Below are 19,735 nucleotides of genomic sequence, written 5' to 3' on the forward strand. Positions count from 1 at the left end.
TTAAAATTTATTCTTACCCAATGGGCAACAAAAAAAGTCTCTTATTATTAGTAGCACTTATTTTATTAAACGCTTGTAAAAATACTCAAACTCAAAAGGCAAATACCTCTAGTGATGTATTATTCACGATTGATGGAGAAAACGTATACCCTGATGAGTTTATCTATGCGTTTGAAAAGAGCAAAAGAAATAAAGCAGATAATGAATCTGTGGAAGAGTATCTTGATTTATATATCAATTTTAAACTTAAAGTTAAAGAAGCAAAAGCTAAAGGTTTAGATACTACACAAGCCTACCAAACAGAGTTAAATGGCTATTTGGAAGAAATTAAAAAGCCTTACCTCACCGCAGAAAAAGTAAATGAAAAGCTGATTAAAGAAGCTTATGAAAGACTTCAGCAAGAAATTAATGCTAGCCATATTTTAATTATGGTTGATGAAAACGCAAGTCCGGAAGATACTTTAAAAGCCTTCAATAAAATTAAAGAAGCTAGAAATAAGGCAGTAAGTGGTGAAAATTTCGAAGCTTTGGCAAGACAATATTCTGAAGATCCTTCAGTGCAAAGAAATAATGGACAATTAGGGTGGTTTACCGCATTTCAAATGGTTTATCCTTTCGAAAATGCAGCTTTTAAAACTAATGTGGGAGAGATATCTCCAATCATAAAAACTCAATTTGGCTATCATATAATTAAAGTGAATGACTCACGGGCTACTTTAGGTCGAATAAAAATTGCCCACATCATGAAGCGTTTTCCTCCTCAAGCAAAAGCTGAAGATTCTTTAGAAACAAAAAACGAAATTTATAACGTTTATGAAAGACTAAAAGAAGGAGAAAACTGGTTTATTCTGGCTACTAAAGAATCGGAAGATTTAAGCACCAAAGATACTGGAGGGGAACTTCCATGGTTTGGAGCTGGTAATTTACCTAAGGAATTAGAAACAGCAGCATTTGATTTAGAACAAAAAGGAGAAATATCAAAGCCAGTGATGAGCCCCTATGGATGGCACATTTTAAAGCTGGAAGATAAAAGAGGAGTTGGGAGCTTAAACAGCATGAAAGAGAGTTTAAGCAGAAGAATTAAAAGGGATCAAAGATCAGAACTAAAAGAGGATGAAGTCATTAGAAAGCTGAAAACTGAAAATGATTTTCAAAAAAATGAAAAAGTATACCATCTGTTAAAAATAAAACCAACCTTATCTAAAGAGCAATTCAAGAAAAAGGAATTAGAACAACCCTTATTTAGTATCTCATCTCAAAAATATTCTGTTGAGGACTTCCTAATTGGTTTTGATAAAGAAAAGGAGTTAGACCCTCAGCTAGAGAACTATGAAAAAGCTAAGCTTTTGGAATATGAAGATGAGAATCTTGAAACTAAGTATCCTGAGTATAGGCTTTTAAGACAGGAATATAAGGAGGGTTTACTCCTATTCGAAATCATGAATAGAGAGGTTTGGAGCAAAGTTGGTGGAGACTCAATAGCATTAAAAGAATTCTATAATAAAAATAAAGAAAATTACATAAGTGAAGAAAAGTTAAAATTAGCAAAAATTATTTTCTCAGATACCAGCAGTATAAATCAGTATAGAAATCCAATAAAAGAGAAGTATTTTCCGTTAAGCCCAAGAATAGAATTTAATGAATCAACTGATTTATCGTCAATAATTAATCTTGATAGTGGCAGGAATCACAAATTATTAATTACAGTAAGTTTACCTGAAAATCTTAATAAAAGTGATTCAGTGAAACTTTTTAAAGCATTGAATGAATCATTCAATGAGAAGGATATTCAGAAACTTACCGATTCCAATGAAAATAAAATATATTTGCAATTGTTTTCAGAATCGAATGAACTATTAGCATTAAATAATAAAGCTATTGAAGAAGCATATGAAGAGATAGTTCCAATTTCTGAATGTAAAAAATGGTTGGGCAAAGAAAAGACTGACTATTTTACTGATATGACAAAAAATGGTATGATTGAATTCAATTATGTATTAGATAAATATCTACCAAGGCAAAAAACATTCTCAGAGGCAAAAGCTGAACTCATAGAAGATTATCAGAAAAAATTAGAATCTGATTGGGTAAATCAGTTGAAAAAGAAATATGAAGTGAATGTGAATGAAAATATTTTAAATAAAATTAAAGCAAAAATTGAAGAATAATTTTCTAACCATATCATTTATTGTTTTAACTTCTCTTCTATGGAGTTGTGAATACATTAACCTAAAAAGCTTCGAAACAGAAGAGAAAGTTGAAGAAGTAAAGGTTCCTGTAGCAAGAGTAGGAAATTCAGTATTATACCAAAAAGACTTAGCAGGAATTGTAGGGAATGACATCAGTGTAAAAGACAGTACAAATTTAATTGATCGCTATGTTAACTCATGGATTAAAAAGCAGCTCTTAATTTCCGAAGCTTCAGAAAAAATTGATTTTGATCAAGCTTCAATTGAAAGAAAGGTATTGGATTATCGTTATGCTTTAATGGTTCACGAATTCAAAAAGTATTATGTAGATAATAATTTGGACACAGTGGTAACCAATGAAGAAATTGAAACCTACTTTAATGATAACAAAGATAATTTTGAATTAAAGCAGAATATCATCCGTGGATATTTCATTACTGTGAGTAAAGATGCGCCAAAAATTAATAAACTAAAATCATTGATAAATTCTGATAAGCCGCAGGACTTCAAAGAGCTAAAATCATACTGCTTCAGATTTGCTGAAACTTATTTCCTTGAAGATTCAGTATGGATAAATTTTGATGAGGCTATTAGAAACACTCCTTTCACCAGCGTTACGAACAAAATAGATTTTTTGAAATCAAATAAATTCGTTGAAGATGAAAATGAGGAAAAGATTTATTTCTTAAGGATAAAAGAATTTAAAATTTCAGACCAGATTTCTCCTTTGGAATTTGTGAGGAATGATATTAAACAGATTATTTTAAATAAAAGAAAGGTGGCTTTAGCCAACCAATTAGAAGAGGAAGTTTTTGAAAAAGCGAAGAGTTCGAACAAATATGAAATTTACAAAGCTGAAAAATAAATTTTTAATTATTGCCTTTACACTTATCTCTTTACCATTTTGGACAAATGCTCAAAATGAAGGAGGAGAAATTGTTGATAAAATTATCGCAAAGGTTGATAATTACATCATTCTGGAATCTGATTTAGCACTAGCTTATAAAGATTACTTATCAAGAGGGGGAAATGCAAGTAGCCAACAAGCAAGGTGTGAGGTTTTAGAAAACCTGATTGTTAACAAACTTTTATTAGCGAAAGCTGAAATTGATTCAGTGACAGTACCAGAAGCTCAGGTTGATGCTCAACTGGAAAACAGAATGAGAATGATGGTACAACAAATAGGTTCTGAGGAAAAAATAGAAGAATATTACGGTAAATCATTAGAAGAATTCAGTATCGAAATCAGGGATGATGTGAAAGAACAAATGATAATCGGTGAAATGCAAAGAACCATCACTGCTGATATTGAAGTAACTCCAAGACAGGTAAAGAAATTCTATGCCGATATCCCTAAAGACAGTCTGCCTTTTTACTCAACTCAAGTTCAAGTAGGGCAAATTGTTAAAAAGCCAACCATGAGCAAAGAAGCTAAAGACAACATAAAGGCTAGACTTAATGGTTTAAGAGAAAGAATATTAGAAGGTGAGGATTTTAGCGACATAGCAAGGCTTTATTCACAAGAGCCTGGAGCTAAGCAAAGTGGTGGTAATATAGGTTTTTTTGAAAGAGGCCAATTAGCCCCTGAATATGAAGCAACTGCTTTAAGGCTGAAACCAGGAGAAATTTCCAAACCAGTTGAAACTGATTTTGGATTTCACATTATTGAATTATTAGAAAGAAGAGGAAATGAATTCAATACTCGTCATATTTTAATAATGCCAAAATTCACTCAAAAAGATTTAGATAGAACGGAAAATTTCTTGGATAGCATTCGAACATTAATCATTAACGATAGTATTACATTTGAAGCTGCAGCTGCAGAACACTCGGATGATATGCAAACTTCTTCTAATGGAGGATACTTTATGGAAGGAGAATCAGGAGGCACAAGAGTATCGGTTGACGAATTAGACCCTAATATATTCTTTACTATTGATACTATGCAAGTTGGTTCTATCACAAAACCTTTGACATTTCGGCAGCCTGATCGTTCTCAAGCTGTAAGAATTTTGTATTATAAAGATAGAATAAAGCCGCACAGAGCTGATATCAATATAGATTATCAGAAGATAAAGATGGCGGCATTGAATAAAAAGAAAAGTGAGAAGTTGGCAAAATGGTTTGAAGAATCTAAAGATGAAGTTTTCATTGTATTAGATGAAAATTACCAAAACTGCCAGATATTGAACTGACAAATATGGATAAATTTGAAAATGAAGTTGCAGCTGCTGATGCTTTGCATGAAAAATATGAAAGCCTAAGAAAAGAAATTTCAAAGGTAATTGTAGGGCAGGATGAAGTGGTAAGACTTGTTATCAGTTCTTTCTTCTGTCATGCACACAGCTTATTAGTGGGTGTACCCGGCTTAGCAAAAACTTTATTAATCAATACGGTAGCATCTGCTATGAATTTAAAATTTAACCGTATTCAGTTTACTCCTGATTTAATGCCTTCCGACATTATTGGGGCGGAAACCTTAGATAAGGATAGAAATTTCAAATTTATAAAAGGACCAATTTTTAATAACATTATCCTTGCGGATGAGATCAATAGAACGCCACCAAAAACTCAGGCAGCTTTATTAGAATCAATGCAGGAAAAGAACGTAACTGTTGCAGGTGAAACATATCCTTTACCTGATCCATTCTTTGTTTTGGCTACACAAAACCCAATTGAACAAGAAGGAACTTATCCTTTACCAGAAGCGCAATTGGACAGATTTATGTTTAACATCAATTTAGATTATCCTTCTTATGAGGATGAGCTAAACATTGTAAAAAGCTCTGGACAGGCAATTGATACTGTAAATGCAGTAATGAATGCAGAGGAAATACTTTACTTCCAAAAGCTGGTAGACAAAGTACCAGTAACGGACAATGTTATTGAATTTGCCGTGAAACTCGTTCAAGGCACAAGGCCTAATACTGAAAAGTCATTCGAGATTACGGATGAATATTTAGAATGGGGTGCCGGACCAAGGGCTTCTCAATTCTTAATAAAAGGTGCTAAATGTAATGCCTTATTAAATGGTAAATATTCTCCTGATATAGAGGACGTAAAAGCAGTTGCAATTCCTGTTTTAAGACACAGATTGGTAAAGAATTTCAAAGCGGATGCAGAAGGCATGACAATTGAAGAAATTATAGATAAACTTATCCAGAAAGTAGAGTCTAACTGATTAAAGTTTATTCATAAAGACTCTGTGATTTTATAAAAGCCAATCGATAGGGCATTTACAACATTTATGGAAGAATTTTGTCCATACATGGGAATGTGAAAATGCTCTTCACATAAATTCAACACTTTATCAGATACTCCCTGTCTTTCAGAGCCAACTATAATTGCAATTCTATCAACATTCGAGTTCTCAAAATGTTGAATGGACTTACTTTTTCCAGTTATTTCCAATGCGATTGATCGATACCCTTCTTTTTTAAGTCTTTCTAGTTCAAATTCAGCGTTTGAATTAAAAGTAGACTGTACTGTTTTGTAAGTATTTCTAGAGGCTCTTTTCACTTTGGTGGTAAAATCAACAGCTTTTTCTCCTGCAAAAAATATTTCTCTCACCCCAAAAGCTTCAGATAACCGCATCATCATACCCACATTTTCAGGTGTACGAATATTTTCAGCTATTAGGATTATGTTTAAATGATGTCCAGCATTTTGTGTTTCGTAATGAGATTTTTGCATAAAATATTGCCCCTTTTAGTGACAAAATAAATCATTTTGAATTTCAAATAAATAATAAATCTGACTATTTCCCATGTTAAGCTAATACAAATGTCATAATGTCAGACAAAATACAGCTATTTCCTATTGGCACATCCATTGTTATACAAGAAGAAAAAGAATTTAGAATTAGAAAATAAATAGATCATGGGAAAAATTATTGGAATTGACTTAGGTACTACCAACTCCTGTGTGGCGGTAATGGAGGGTAATGAACCCGTTGTAATCCCCAACAGTGAGGGTAGAAGAACTACACCTTCAATTGTAGCGTTTTTGGATGAAGGGAAAGGCGAACGAAAAGTAGGTGATCCTGCAAAACGTCAAGCTATTACCAACCCTGCCAATACAATTGCATCCGTAAAAAGATTCATGGGTAAGAAGTTCTCTGAAGTTTCAGAAGAGAAAAAAATTGCTTCTTATAAAGTAGAATCTGGAAATAACGATACAGTTAGAGTTAAAGTAGGAGACAGAAACTATACTCCTCAGGAATTATCTGCTATGATTCTTCAGAAAATGAAGTCTACTGCAGAAGATTACCTAGGACAAGAAGTAACAGAAGCTGTAATAACAGTACCTGCTTACTTTAATGATGCAGAACGTCAGGCTACTAAAGAAGCAGGACAAATCGCAGGTTTAGAAGTAAAAAGAATTATTAACGAGCCAACTGCAGCTGCTTTGGCTTACGGTCTTGACAAAAGAGATAAAGACCAAAACATTGCCGTATACGATTTAGGTGGTGGTACTTTTGATATCTCCGTTCTTGAATTAGGTGACGGTGTATTTGAAGTAAAATCTACTAATGGTGATGTACACTTAGGGGGTGATGATTTCGACCAAGTAATCATTAACTGGTTAGCTGACGAATTCAAAAATGAGCATGGCGTTGATCTGAAACAAGATCCAATGGCCTTACAAAGATTGAAAGAGGCTGCAGAGAAGGCTAAAATTGAATTATCAAGTTCTACTGAAACAGAAGTAAACTTGCCATACATCATGCCGGTTGACGGTGTACCAAAACACTTGGTAAGAAAATTAAGCCGTTCAAAATTTGAGCAATTATCAGATGACTTAGTGAAGAGATCAATGGCTCCAGTTAAGAAGGCTTTAGAAGATGCAGGTTTATCTGCTTCTGAAATTGATGAAGTAATCTTAGTAGGGGGTTCTACTCGTATACCTAGAATTCAGGAAGAAGTAGAGAAGTTCTTCGGTAAAAAACCATCTAAAGGAGTTAACCCTGATGAGGTGGTTGCTATTGGTGCAGCCATTCAAGGTGGTGTATTAACCGGTGAGGTTAAAGATGTATTATTATTAGATGTAACTCCTCTATCATTAGGTATTGAAACTATGGGTGGAGTGATGACTAAATTAATTGAAGCGAATACTACCATTCCTTCAAAGAAGTCAGAAACATTCAGTACGGCATCTGATAATCAGCCTTCTGTTGAGATTCACGTTTTACAAGGTGAGAGATCAATGGCAAAAGACAACCGTTCAATTGGTAGATTCCACTTAGATGGTATTCCACCAGCACCAAGAGGTGTTCCTCAAATCGAAGTAACATTCGATATTGATGCTAACGGTATCTTAAATGTATCTGCTAAAGATAAAGGAACTGGTAAAGAGCAGAAAATTAGAATTGAGGCTTCTTCAGGCTTATCAGAGGAAGAAATCGAAAAAATGAGAAAAGAGGCGGAAGCAAATGCTGAAACCGATAAAAAAGAGAAAGAGAAAATTGATAAAATCAATCAAGCTGACTCTTTAATCTTCCAAACTGAGAAGCAAATGAAAGAATTTGGTGACAAGCTTTCTGAAGGTAACAAAACTGCCATAGAAGGAGCTTTAACTAAATTGAAAGAAGCACACAGCAGCCAAAATGTTGAAGCAATTGATTCTTCTATGGAAGAATTGAATAACGCATGGCAGGCAGCTTCTCAAGAAATCTACCAAGCACAGCAAGCTGCTGGTGGCGCTGAAGGTGGGCAGCCTGGCGGAGACGCTGGTCAGCAAGCGCAAGGCGAAAGCGGTGATAGTGTAGATGATGTTGAGTACGAAGAAGTAAATGATGATGATAATAAAGATTCGAAATAAGAATCTGTAATTCATAGATTATAAGGAAAGCCTCTCGGAGAAATCTGAGAGGCTTTTTTTGTTAATAATTCTTGTGCAAAAAAATTAAGGTCAATGATACATATGTAGAGATACAATCGATGAATCCCTACATAGCATCGATTAACTGGATCAAAATCTTGTTATTGCTTTGTAACTTTAGTATTAAATCCAAAACCAATATGAGACCTATCCTAAGCCTGATTTTAATCCTTCCCATATTAGCTTTCTATAGCTGCAACAAAATTGAAAGCGGACATGGTAGAGCTTCTTTCTACTTAACAGATGGCCCCTTGGAAAGCAATAATGTTTCTGGTGTGGTGATATGTATCACAAGAGTGGAAGCCTTTGGTCCAGATGGATGGAAAGTAATAAAAGAATATGAAAAGCCCGAAGCAGTCGATTTATTTTCCCTTCAAGGTGGTGAAACACTTTTCTTAGAAGAGAAAGAATTAGTGAGCGGAAAATATGATCAAATAAAATTAGGTCTCGTTGTTTCTCAAACTTCTGATGGCGGAAATTTACCTGCACATTATATTAAATTCAATGACGGGACGGTTTCGGAAATAAGTGTACCTATTGGTGACCAAGCAGGATATACTATTATTGGGGATTTCACTATTCCTGATGGAGGTATAACTTCTATTATTATGGATTTTGACCTAAGAAAATCTGTATTAAAAATGCAGAATTCAGAACAAATCATTTTAAAACCTACTGTAAGATTACTCGAGGAAGCTAAAGTTGGATCAGTTCAGGGAGTTATCAGTGGAATTACAGGAACAAGGGTAGCATATGCCTATAAGGGCGGTAATTTTAATGATAATGAGTCCACTCCTAATGCTGATGGTGTTCTATTTAATAATGCAGAATCTAGTTCAAATATAGATGAAAATGGTAATTATTATATCTCTTATTTACCGTCAGATGAATATGATATTGTGGTTGCATCTTTTGATGGTGAAGGAAATTTCATTGAAGTGAAAACTATTGAAGAAGGCGTGGTGATTAATGACGGAGAACTAAAGACTTTAAACATAACAATTTAAATAGATAATCAAAAAATAGTACTCAAACTGTTCTTGATGCTATTATTAAATCATAAAAATATTTTAAGACGTCACAAAATGGAATTATTTAGATGAATCTTCCATTCATAGATTTTTACTCAATAAAGAAATTAATTAACATCCTGAATTATTGATTAACAACAGCAAAAACCTTTTGTGTATCCTCTCCACCCAAATCATCAATAATTTTTAGTTCATTCCAGCCTGATTTAAACTGAATGGCCATTTTATGTTGTCTATCGGTTTCTCCCAGAAAAACTTCATTTAAATACCAGTAAACCTTTTTGACAGAAGAGCTATGACCTACCTTACAAATTACCTTTTGCAATTCCCCGTTAAAATCAACAGGAAGAAACAGTTTAGCATCCATATTAGGATAAATAATTTTACTGCTATTTTCAGCTCTATATCGGCTACACTCAGGATTATGAGGCGGTATGCTTTCTATGAAAGTTCCTTTTCTTCTTAAGTAATAGGCTATATCTGGAGGATACGCCAATAATTTTGTAGGGATTGCTCCTAATTTATTCCAACATGCAGAGCAAGTCTGTAAATCCAATTGATGGCTCAGGTATTTGGTTTGATGGTATTCACAACTTTTCATTGACTTCATACTATAGGGTGCATTAACCACTTCCGTTTTAATGCAGTTTTCTGAAGATCTAAAACCTGATACAGCACATATTTCGAGTTTTTGAAAGTCCATTTCCTTAAACTGAAACCACTCATTTAAAGAATCCGCAGGAAGAGCTTCCAATAAATCAAAAAGAATAGGTCCTGCAGAATTCGCACCGCTCAAATTTTTATTACTTTCACCGTCAAAATTTCCCACCCAAACTGCAATGGTATAGTTAGGGTTCAAACCCACTGCCCATGCATCTTTATGCCCATAGCTGGTTCCTGTTTTCCATGCAAACTCTCTAGAGTTGTTAAACTTCTGCCAAAAATATTCACTGCCCGGTCGCTTTAGGTCTTTTAACATATCCAGTGTTAAATAGACACTTCCTCCACTGATGAGTTGCGCACTTTCTTGAGTTTTACGTGTTTCATTTTTCAAAATAATGTTATCCGAAAATTTTCCTTCATTGGCCAGTCCTCGGTAAAGTCTGGCCATATCCCACACACTCACTTCTGCACCTCCTAGAATTAAGGGGAGACCATATTGATCTGCAGAGCGAAATAAGCTACTGACTCCTGCTTCTTTCAGAAAACTGTAAAATTGAAACAAACCATAGCCATTTAGTAAACGAACTGCAGGGATGTTCAGGGATTTCACCAAAGCCTCTCTGGCAGACACCACGCCTTGAAAATCCTCATTGGCATTATTGGGGGAAAAGCCATCAAAGTAGGTCGGAAGATCCCTGATAAATGTTTCAGGAAGAATCATTCCCTCATCCATACTTAAGGCGTATAAAAATGGCTTAAGAATACTGCCACTGGACCGATTTGCCCTTACCCCATCAACTTGTCCTTTATGTGTATTATCATAGAAATCAGGAGAGCCCACATAAGCTTTGATTTCAGCTGTTTTCGAATCAGAAATCAAAAACGCAAGGCTGCTTATTCCATCTTCTTCATAAAGCTCTTTATATTTCAGGGCTATTTGATTGGCTTTATGCTGTAATCTTTCATCTATTGTAGTATTTAGTATTTTTTGATTAGGATATTGGGTTCTTAAAAAGGAAGCAGCATGAGGAGCTGAACTTTTGAAAGGGATAAAATCATCAGGTACGGATTCCAAAACACTCAATTGATAAGTGATTTCATCAATGAATTCTTTTTCATAAAGTTTTTTCAATAATGAATTTCGCTTTTGCAATAATTTATCACTGGTTTTAGACGGATAAATCAGACCCGGTGCATTTGGTAAAACGGCTAAAGTAGCGGCTTCACTCCATGTTAAAGCGTTGATTTGTTTGCCAAAAAATTTGTGTGCTGCTGTTTGATAGCCAATAACATTACCACCATAGGGTGCATGCTGCAAATACATTCTCAAAATTTCCTTTTTTGAAAAGTGTAAACTCAGCTTAATGGCCTCAATGGCTTCCAGTGCTTTGTAAAATAAATTTCTACTATTCTGATACTTTAAGCGAGCAACTTGCATGGTTAAAGTGCTGGCACCACTCACTATTCTTCCTGCCTTTATATTTTGTTTGAGTGCACGGAAAACAGCTCCGATATCGACCCCAAAATGCGAATGGAAATTTTGGTCTTCATAGGAAAGAACAGCAGTTTCCAGTTTCTTGGGAATATCTGAGGTGTCTGGAGGCAACAACCATTGCTCATTTTTATTGAGGAAAACATGCAAAAGACTGCCCTCCTCTGATTTCACCACTGTACTATAGTCCACCTGAAAATAAGGTTTTTTAAAGGGGTAGGAAAAATATATAATGGCAACGGATATGATCAAAATCAAGATCCATTGCCATTTTTTTACCTTAGTCCATGCTTTCCACATATACCTTTTTGCTTGTATTTCTGGCTTTATAATCTGGATTATACATGGCCTCCACTAAGGTTGCAGGAAGCTGATATTCCCCCACAGAGACTGCATTTAACTTCATCACGAAATCATATTCGGTATTACCTTCCAAATCAAAGAACCACATGGCTCGGTCATCCCGAATATCAACATAATCCTCCTTATTGATATTCCATTGATTCATCCACTCAGGCGCAACTGATTCTTTTAATCGAGTATTATCAATTTGCCAACCCGAAGGTAAAATTTGAACAAGTGCAATTTCAGATGCTCTGCTGGCAGGACTAGTATTTTTAACCCTAAAACGAGCATAGAATGATTGCCCTTGCTTTGTAGATTCAGGATTAATCATTCTTCCCTCATCATCATAATAATCAACTTCTAATGAAAGATTCTTTTCTTCGCTTGCTGCTTCATCTTTTAGAGGAACACCATTCCATGAAAGGGCAGCATAAACTTTATCTACATTAGAATCATCACTCAAGCTAATACTGATGTTTTGGCTAAAATTATTTTTTATTGGAATTCTGAATCTTCCATTTTCATTAAATTCAACCGTGCTCCCATCAGCCAATTTAACATCTCCTTTAATCACCTTTCCATCACTTAAGTCTATTCCTGCCTTATCGAAGTAATGCCCCAAAGCCAGTAGCATATAGCCGGAGCTTTGCGTACTTAAATACTCTTTGGAAGATAAACCTTTAGCTACTTGCTTAGCCATCAGCTCCGCTGTTTCCATATCTTCCAAAATGGTGGCGCAATACAAAATGATGGCATCATCACGGTATTTAGAACCAAAATTATAGGAGAAAGCATCATATTCTTCTGTTTCTGTGCCTGCCGCTACAATGATGTTATCTTTAACATTGTCAACTCCCGAAAGATGATATGCTGCAGCCAACATCCATCTTTCTGCATTATTCATTTTAGATAACTCATTTTCCATTAAAAGATTCATCTCTGAAATAGGCCTTTTCTTTGCCAAGCTAAGAATAAACACCCTGTTAACTCTGGTGCTTAATTCACCTCTTCTGCGACTTGATTGTCTGCTTAATCCATCAATAGCATTATCGTAAATAAAATCAGGAACTGAATAGCCCAAATTCTTAGCTTCAATCAGATAGTGCGTGGCATAATTTGTTCCCCACTCTGAAGGTTTATTGCTTCCAGGCCAATAAGAAAAACTACCACTTCCCAGTGCAAATTGTTGGAGGCGGTTGATCCCTTCGTTAATATTTTCATCGATCTCACTGAGTTCTTCCTTGCCAAAGTAGCCCATCTTCTTGAGATATAATTGGGGAAAAACAGAAGAAACGGTTTGTTCAATACAACCATACGGATATCTAATCAACCATTTCAAACGATGTTCAAAATCCATATTAGGGAATATATTGATATCTAGAGTAGCGTAGTTAGTCCCGTCTATTCCTATTTTAGGAACTTTCATATCAATGCTTTTGCCAACATTAACATCTACTGTCTTCTTATCATAAACCCTACTAGCGGAAGGAGTGATGGCAATATCAGTCTCATTTTCTACTTTAATATTTCCTGAAACACCTTCAATCCTGATTTTGGCTTTACCTACAGCTTCTTTTACCCTAACCTTAAACTTAATTTGTGTGTCATCCTGATTACTAAAATCAACCGTTTTGGAAGCTTCTCCAAGTATTTCTAAGGGCCCATCAATTTTCAGCTCAAATTTAGCTGTTTTAACATTTTGATTTACCTTGAATAAAGCAACAGGCAGGGTGAACTCATCTCCTGGTTTTAAAATTCTAGGAATGGTCGGTTGCATAATAATTTCGGATTTAACAGGAACCGTTTTTTCTGCATGACCATAACTTCCATTTTGAGTTCCCACTACCATTACCCTTACCGCTCCATTGTAATTAGGCATATGAAATTTCACCTTAGCCTTCCCATTTGCATCTGTCATAAAAGGCCCTTTAAACATACTTACCGGCTTGAATCGCTTAGTATCATCATTCAAATCGGTTTGTGATTCTCTGTAATCCATCTCCATGCCTCCTCCGATGGAAAAGGTTTGAAATACATCGTTTTTATTGGCACTAATTATATGAGAAAACACATCGTAAGTATTTACCTGCAGCCCTATCTTTTTGTAGAATGAAATCCACGGATTAGGTGTTCTAAATTGCGTTAAACTGAGCAATCCTTCATCTACTACAGCAATTGTAAACTGTGATTTTTTACCATTAGTAGTATTAATATTCACCTCGAAATCTTCATTTGGCACCAGATTTTGAGCCATATTGATATTGTATCCAATTTTAGTATCTGGATCTTCAACCATAATTGGAATAATTCCGAACATTCTAATGGGTCTGTCATTTTGAGTCTGCTCATGTCGTTGAATCACAGAAACTGTTGCATAGACATTCGGCACCATGTTTTTCCTAATCGGAATATCCACGATCAGTTCATCAGAATTCTCTTTAGAAGGATCTACCCAAAACCAATCCAACATATCATCGCCTTGTTCTAAAGTGACTAACACTCGTCCGGACTTCGGATTTGGTAATTTTATTTTGGCTGTCTCACTCGGAGCATACTTTTCCTCATCTGATTTTAGAGCCAAATTGCCTTCGTTCAAATCTCCACCGGGAACACTCCCATACCGATAAGCGCTAAAGAAAGAAGAACTGACATGTCCATTTCCTCCATCACTTACTTCAATCAAATACTCACCACTTTCTTGGGGACTAAAACTAATATAATCGATCTTGTCCGAAGTGGTGATTTTTCCTTCAGTTTCCAAATAGGTCTGGCTATCTTCCTTATATTTCAGCTGATAATTTCTTCTGTTGTTGTATTGATACCACCATCTACTGTCATTTCTATACACTTTGTAGTGAAGAGTTTTGCCACTCATTTTATTGCCCTTTTCATCTAAAAGAACAACTGGAAACCTTACTTCTTCACTAGTTTTATAATAGTGATAACCGCTAGGATCTTTTAATCCTACATAATTGGGATATCGGTGGAGATCTACAACATTATAATTCTCATTTGGCTGACCTCCGGTTTCAAATACTTTCGCAATAATCTTTGCTTTCAAAGCTGAAGGAATAGTGCCCAATTCTGGAATCACCCAACTACTGCTGAGCAAGCCATCTGCATCAAGCTGTGATTTTAAAACATTCTGACTAAGTGCTCTAAATTCAGCATCAGCACGGCTAAAATTGAAATCTTTGTATTTCGGGAAACTGATTTTCCATGGCAAGATTTCCACACTGACTTCGGTCTTCAATTTTGAGGCAGGGGTTCCGAATAAGTAGCGCGATTCAATATCAAAATCCAAGGTCTTATCCGTCCAGCTAAAAGTTCTCTTTTCTGGCTTTACCATCACTTTGAGCTTTTCTGCCACCACTGTTTCTATTTTTAAATTCTCACTAAAAGAGGAACCTCCTGCATTTATTCTGATGGAGTAATTTCCTGTTGGAGCATTATCTTCCGTATTGAAAGCAAACACAAAAAGACCATCATTAGATCTTGGTTGAGTGGCTTCATGAACAATTTTGTATTCAGGATCCCTGACGGTAATAGTTGCCTTATTATTTTGAGGGAAAGTATTGTTGGAATTTCTTACTATGGCACTAACATGAATGGAATCACCTGGCCTATAGACTCCTCTTTCTGTATAAATAAAAGCTTTGGTTCTACCTCTATTTGAATAAGTACCTCCCACATCAAAACCTGAAGTACTCCACTGCATTTCATTTTTTTTCAGTGCAGTAATTTGATTACTCTTTTCTGCTAACAAATAATAAAAATAACTTTTGCTGGTATGGACATGCCCGTTATCTCCCGTAGTGAAAGTGTAATCTACATTGCCATTATAATCTAACAGTTTAATATCTACTCCTGAGACAGGTTCAGCAGTAACGAGGTCTGTGGCAAAAATATCCAAGCCGTTAGAAGTACTTTTTACCGTGATACCTAAATCACTTATAAATAAAGGCTTGTATATCTGTCCCTTTTCCTGGATATGACTCAGCTCATCCCCTTCAATTGGAATGCTTACATCAGAAGGAGTAAAATTAACTCGGACTAAAAATATCCCATGCTGATAGGTGCTAAATAAATCCGATAGATCAAATTCATTCAATACCCACTCATTTTTTTTATCCTTCAGTTCAATGGTTTGGTTTTTTACTATAACACCAACCGTACTGGAGTAATCATTATTAAAAGCTTCATTTCGTGTTTTTTCACTCTTGAGTTGCTCAGCAGTAAGAAACTGACCTACCTTATTTGTATAAAGCTTTTTGACTTCCAAATGAACCCGTTTCAAATTAGAAGTATAAAATTGAATTTTACTTTGGTTGGAGGAAGGCAAAATGATACCATTTGACCCAAATTCAATTTGTGGTTGAATGTTTGACAGACTGATTTCTTCGGTTTTTTTACTTTCTGTTTTGGTACCCCACTTACTTCGAATCCCCTTTTCAATGGTAACAGCATAACTTTCACCAAATTTAAATTCTCCATCTAGGATTACTGCTTTCCCCAATTTTTTAGGTGATATTTTTACATTAGGTGAGATGCTTACTAGGCCTGATATATCTTGATCCACATCCAAGTCATCAGAAAAAGTTAAGCGCAATCTTGGCTTTTTACCACTTTCATCTGCTGACAATTTTGTCATTTTCATCTGCGTAATTGGCGCAATATTGAAAACTTCTGTATAGCCATTTGAAATATCAAGACTCTTTTTATCTATATTAAAACTGAATTCCTGATCTTCATCAGTTCTATCAATGGGACTGGAAGTGAATTTGAAGTTTTTGTCATCAAGTTTACTCCAATTTATTATAACATCGCCACCTTCAATCTCCGTGGCTTTTTCAACAGCTTCGAGAGTAGTTTTTTCAGTAAAGGACAGCCCACCGCTGTATATTACCTTTTTAGGATTATTTCTCTCTACTAATTCTACGTTTCCAGTGAAGCTACTAATCTCTCTACCGATAACGCTTAAATGAAATATTATATCTTCTAATCCTTTTTCTTTAAAAGAGGGTGAAAGCTTTTGAAGATCGAGTTGACCTTCTATCTCTTCTCTCATGGGAAGTGCTGCTTCAGGAATAAATTTTAGCACACTTGTACTTACCCAAACAGCCTTTCCATCTATCGATGGATCGAAATTGAAAATGTCAGTAGGACTACTATCCACCTCATTTTCTTCAATAACGGGATTGTTGAAAATCACCTGTATTTCATCATCAAAGTGAACATCTCCATTAGTCACGAAACTGACTTCTTTTGCAATCTCTTCAGAGAATTCCAATTTGGCCTCCTGACTTTTCTTTTCAGAATTCTTTCCACAGGAAACCAACAATATTAAACAAAGTAAACTAAACGCGATTTGCTTGAAGGGGAGACTAGATTTCATAATGTATAAATGCTTTGTAAAGTTAGACCTTAAAACTAAGTAAAAATGAAACAAAGCATATCGGCTATAAACAGATTTATTTAAAAAATTATTTAATTCTCAATGGATTGTATAAATGAATGTTTCATGCAATATCCACAGTTCTGATTTCAGAAAATTTTTAGAAATAAATTAATGCAAGCTTGTTTTAGAAATCAAGTACCTGATTTTTTCATCCATTCTGGTGTTTCAGGTGCTTTATAGGATTCCATCTTTTGAAGTAGATTATTCATATCAGTATCCTGCAAAAGCATATCCTTATTTATCGTTTTTAGAAAATCCTGCTTGTTCATTCCTTGTATCATTGCCAATAAAGGCTGATAGAACTCTTTGATGTTTAATAATCCAATAGGCTTATGATGAAGACCTAGTTGAGCCCATGTTAAAATTTCAAACAGCTCTTCCATGGTACCGAAACCCCCAGGTAAAGCAATAAAGCCATCTGACAAATCATGCATTTTTAATTTTCTTTCATGCATAGATTTCACCACTATCATTTCCGATAAATCGTTATGAGCTACTTCTTTGGTTTGTAAAAAGTCAGGAATAACGCCTATAACTTCTCCCCCTTTATCTAAAGCACCTTCTGCAACCGCACCCATCAGTCCAATTTTTGCTCCACCGTATACTAGCCCAATATTTTTTTCAGTAAGCAACTGACCCAGTCTAAAAGCTTCCTGTTCAAAATAAGGGTCAATCCCAGCACTCGAACCACAAAATACCGCTATTCTATTCATAAAAAGCTATTTAATTAAATTAAGGTTCTAATCACAATTTTCTACCACCTGGATTTTTATAATTATTGAAGAAGGATAAAATAATAACAGCTTTTTTCTCTTCATCAATTTGATAATAAAGACTATTGTATTTCAGAATCACTGCTCTGTATATGTCCTTACTTTCAGACTTGGGATATAATCTGGGGTTCTTTTCAATAAGATTAATAGTGATATTTATGGCTTCTTTCAAATTATCAGTAACTACATCAGGCCATTTATTCTTCAAATAATTAGAAATCTCTTCTAATTCTCTTAACGCTTTTTCAGTCTATAAGACTTTATAGCCATTTTTCATATCGCTTTTTCGCTTCAGAATGAGGAATCAGTTTGCCTTTTTTTGCATCTTCCCTTCCCAACCTTATTGACTCTTTTTCGGCTTCAGATAAATCTGCCCAAAAATCTTTTTCAGAATATTTTCTAATATCCTCAATTTGACGCAATATGGCATCATTTTCCTGAGCATTAATCCAGCTTATCAGATCTTGCTTTAAATCCTCTATTTTGGTATTCCTCATATTCTTAAGTTATTAAATATAAAACTTAAATCAAATCATTTAAATTCCGTTGTTTTTAAACAGCATCCTCTCCCCTGTTCCAGCCTCAATAATTTCCCCATTATCATACGCCTTATTACCATTAATAAAGGTAGTAACTACAGAAGCTGGAAATGTATGCCCTTCAAAAGGAGACCATTTACATTTAGCCAGAATATTTTCTTTTGAAACCGTGTATGCAGTATCAAGGTCTACCAATACACAATCAGCGTGGTAACCTTCTCTAATGAATCCCCTATCTACTATTCTGAATAATTTAGCTACATTATGCGAGGCTTTTTCTACTATCTTTTCTAAGCTTATTTTTCCTTGCTTATAAAACTCAATTAAGGCTAGTAAATTATGCTGAACCAAGGGACCACCCGATGGTGCAGAAAAATATTTATTTTGTTTCTCTTCCAGGGTATGAGGTGCATGATCTGTAGCTAAAACATCAATTTTGTCATCTAATAAAGCCTGAAAGATGGTATCTCTATCATTAGCAGTTTTTACTGCAGGATTCCATTTGATTAAAGTTCCTTTTTCTTTATAATCTTCATCAGAAAACCATAGATGATGCAAGCATGCCTCAGCGGTGATTTTCTTCTGCTCTAATGGAATTGAATTATCGAATAGTTCTGTTTCTTTTCCTGTTGAAATATGGAGTACATGAAGTCGAGAACCATGTTGCTTTGCCAACTTAACCGCTAAAGATGAGGATAAATAGCAAGCTTCCTCCGAACGGATAATAGGGTGCATTTCTATTGGAACATCTTCTCCGTATTGCTCTTTGAATTTTGCTGTATTAGCCCTAATTGTTGCTTCATCTTCACAATGCGTTGCAATCAACATCGGCACTTTTGAAAAGATGTTGTTCAAAGTATCTTCATTATCCACTAACATATTTCCTGTTGAGCTTCCCATGAAAACTTTTACACCACAAACTTTAGAAGCATCAGTTTTGAGTACCTCCTCAATATTATCATTGCTAGCCCCCATAAAGAATGAATAGTTAGCTATTGAATTTTTAGCAGCTATCTGATATTTATCTTCTAATAATTCTTGGGTAAGGGCATTTGGAACCGTATTTGGCATTTCCATGAACGAAGTTATACCTCCAGCTACAGCCGCTCTTGATTCAGTAAAAATATTAGCTTTATGAGTTAAACCAGGCTCTCTAAAATGGACTTGATCATCGATTAATCCAGGTAAAAGATATTTTCCATTTGCATCAATTACTTCATCTGCCTCTTCTGGATTTATTTGTGAAGTAATCTTTTCAAAGCGTCCATTTTTCATCAGCACATCTAACTGCTGAATTCGGCCTTCATTTACTATATTTGCATTGACGATCAGAGTGGTTTTCATAATTCACTAATTTTTCTCTAA

General features: G+C 35.0%; 12 protein-coding genes and 1 pseudogene. 6 read left to right on the forward strand and 7 right to left on the reverse strand.

Features of this window, described 5'->3' with window-relative positions:
- Positions 1–20 precede the first annotated feature (20 nt).
- From QYS47_RS16720 to QYS47_RS16735, 4 genes are read left to right on the forward strand one after another with little or no spacing between them, the layout of a single operon-like run.
- Entirely contained in the window at positions 21–2,168 is a 2,148-nt protein-coding gene (locus QYS47_RS16720; RefSeq protein ID WP_322347191.1) for a peptidylprolyl isomerase, read from the forward strand.
- The gene (locus QYS47_RS16725; RefSeq protein ID WP_302122598.1) at positions 2,158–3,054 is read left to right on the forward strand and encodes a peptidylprolyl isomerase; all 897 of its coding nucleotides are present in this window, start codon (positions 2,158–2,160) and stop codon (positions 3,052–3,054) included. Before QYS47_RS16720 ends, QYS47_RS16725 begins: the two co-directional genes overlap by 11 nt.
- A complete protein-coding gene (locus QYS47_RS16730; protein ID WP_322347192.1) occupies positions 3,029–4,384 on the forward strand; it encodes a peptidylprolyl isomerase in 1,356 nt (451 codons plus the stop codon). The genes QYS47_RS16725 and QYS47_RS16730 overlap by 26 nt, the downstream gene beginning before the upstream one ends.
- A gap of 5 nt (positions 4,385–4,389) precedes the next feature.
- Complete coding sequence (locus tag QYS47_RS16735) at positions 4,390–5,370, forward strand: AAA family ATPase (RefSeq protein ID WP_322347193.1); 981 nt, start codon at positions 4,390–4,392, stop codon at positions 5,368–5,370.
- An 11-nt stretch (positions 5,371–5,381) separates the two neighbouring features.
- On the opposite strand, the gene QYS47_RS16740 is transcribed toward QYS47_RS16735, so the two are convergent.
- Entirely contained in the window at positions 5,382–5,882 is a 501-nt protein-coding gene (locus tag QYS47_RS16740) for a TrmH family RNA methyltransferase (RefSeq protein ID WP_322347194.1), read from the reverse strand.
- Between the two features lie 186 nt (positions 5,883–6,068).
- Here QYS47_RS16740 and dnaK point away from each other — a divergent pair, with 186 nt between their 5' ends.
- The gene (gene dnaK, locus QYS47_RS16745; RefSeq protein ID WP_322347195.1) at positions 6,069–8,009 is read left to right on the forward strand and encodes a molecular chaperone DnaK; all 1,941 of its coding nucleotides are present in this window, start codon (positions 6,069–6,071) and stop codon (positions 8,007–8,009) included.
- A gap of 200 nt (positions 8,010–8,209) precedes the next feature.
- Entirely contained in the window at positions 8,210–9,076 is an 867-nt protein-coding gene (locus QYS47_RS16750) for a DUF4382 domain-containing protein (RefSeq protein WP_302122589.1), read from the forward strand.
- A 148-nt stretch (positions 9,077–9,224) separates the two neighbouring features.
- Here QYS47_RS16750 and pbpC read toward each other — a convergent pair whose 3' ends face one another.
- The 6 genes and pseudogenes from pbpC to QYS47_RS16780 all read right to left on the reverse strand — a co-directional run bounded on the left by pbpC (position 9,225) and on the right by QYS47_RS16780 (position 19,714).
- Positions 9,225–11,555, reverse strand: coding sequence for a penicillin-binding protein 1C (gene pbpC / locus QYS47_RS16755; RefSeq protein ID WP_322347196.1), 2,331 nt, complete (start codon positions 11,553–11,555; stop codon positions 9,225–9,227).
- Positions 11,536–16,995: an alpha-2-macroglobulin family protein gene (locus QYS47_RS16760; RefSeq protein ID WP_322347197.1), complete on the reverse strand. Its 5,460-nt coding sequence runs from the start codon at positions 16,993–16,995 to the stop codon at positions 11,536–11,538. The genes pbpC and QYS47_RS16760 overlap by 20 nt, the downstream gene beginning before the upstream one ends.
- 194 nt (positions 16,996–17,189) lie before the next feature.
- The gene (locus tag QYS47_RS16765) at positions 17,190–17,771 is read right to left on the reverse strand and encodes an LOG family protein (RefSeq protein WP_322347198.1); all 582 of its coding nucleotides are present in this window, start codon (positions 17,769–17,771) and stop codon (positions 17,190–17,192) included.
- Positions 17,772–17,802: 31 nt separating this feature from the next.
- Positions 17,803–18,069, reverse strand: a pseudogene (locus QYS47_RS16770) (type II toxin-antitoxin system RelE/ParE family toxin); the annotation flags it as partial.
- A gap of 22 nt (positions 18,070–18,091) precedes the next feature.
- A complete protein-coding gene (locus QYS47_RS16775) occupies positions 18,092–18,328 on the reverse strand; it encodes a hypothetical protein (protein ID WP_302122567.1) in 237 nt (78 codons plus the stop codon).
- A 39-nt stretch (positions 18,329–18,367) separates the two neighbouring features.
- Positions 18,368–19,714, reverse strand: a complete 1,347-nt coding sequence (locus tag QYS47_RS16780) for a dihydroorotase (RefSeq protein WP_322347199.1) — start codon at positions 19,712–19,714, stop codon at positions 18,368–18,370.
- Positions 19,715–19,735 lie beyond the last annotated feature (21 nt).

Origin of the sequence: Marivirga arenosa, assembly GCF_030503875.2 — a bacterium.
In the GTDB taxonomy this organism is placed as follows: Bacteria; Bacteroidota; Bacteroidia; order Cytophagales; family Cyclobacteriaceae; genus Marivirga; species Marivirga arenosa.